Source organism: Citrobacter sp. wls757 (genome assembly GCF_005280935.1).
Taxonomy (GTDB): Bacteria; Pseudomonadota; Gammaproteobacteria; order Enterobacterales; family Enterobacteriaceae; genus Citrobacter; species Citrobacter portucalensis.
Genome location: NZ_SZWU01000041.1, coordinates 5,783 through 6,683, shown reverse-complemented (window position 1 = coordinate 6,683; position 901 = coordinate 5,783). Strand labels below are relative to the sequence as shown.

Sequence of the window (901 nt, the reverse complement as noted above, 5' to 3'; positions counted from 1 at the left end):
CCGGCATCACGCCGGGGAGGTAAGGGCCATTCATATGCATAGTGAACTCAGGGACCGCATTCAGGCGATGCAGGCCAGACTGGACGGGCGCACACCCGTGGCAGAAATCCGGGCCAGTTCTCAGCTGTTCGTTACGCCCGATCAGGTCTGTCGTCAGATGGTTGATCTGGCGGAGATAACCGAATCTGACCGCATTCTGGAGCCGGAGGCGGGAACGGGGGCCATTTTGCGGGCCATCCGCGAGGCTGTCCCGCTGGCGCGGTGTGATGCCGTGGAGCTTAACGCCGCGTTAGCCGCGCATCTGCGGGCGGCGTTTCCGGGCGTTAACGTCTGGTGCGGGGATTTTCTGGCATACCAGCCGGACAGCCTTCTGACCAGAATCCTGATGAATCCGCCGTTTCAGCATGCGCAGGATATCCGCCACATACAGCACGCCTTAACGCTGCTCGAATCCGGCGGCATACTGACGGCGGTCTGCCTCAACGGGCCACGGCAACAGAAGATCCTGAAACCCCTGGCTGATGTCTGGGAGCCGTTGCCGCGTGGCACATTCACGTATACCGATGTTTCAACCGTCCTGCTCAGAATTCAGACCTGACGGGCGCGGTGAGCCGGGCGGGGGATCATGCCCCCGTCTGCCCATGCCGGAAAAGGCCGCGCGCCTGCGGCGCTGAAAGGCATTGCGCTGACGCGCAACGCCCTTCAATACGCGTCATAGTCATTCTTATAAAAAGTGACATTGTAACGGACTATATTTCTGTCTTCTTCTAACCCTTACTCCTGTGGCTATTACATCTCCTGTTGGGGATCAGCAACTGATCCGGTTTTTTCAAAAACTAAATACCCAGAGCACTGGCCCCCTTCGGCTCCTGACTAGCTGGCGCTGTCCAGTCGTCGAGCC

Annotated in this window: 1 protein-coding gene; it reads left to right on the top strand. The window is 59.0% G+C overall.

What is annotated here, in order from left to right:
• Window positions 1-34 precede the first annotated feature (34 nt).
• Complete coding sequence (locus FDW94_RS11625) at window positions 35-598, top strand: class I SAM-dependent methyltransferase (RefSeq protein ID WP_137377619.1); 564 nt, start codon at window positions 35-37, stop codon at window positions 596-598.
• Window positions 599-901 lie beyond the last annotated feature (303 nt).

Coding starts and splice junctions, on each gene's coding strand:
- FDW94_RS11625 (WP_137377619.1), top strand. CDS start 35: ATGCATAGTGAACTCAGGGACCGCATTCAGGCGATGCAGGCCAGACTG.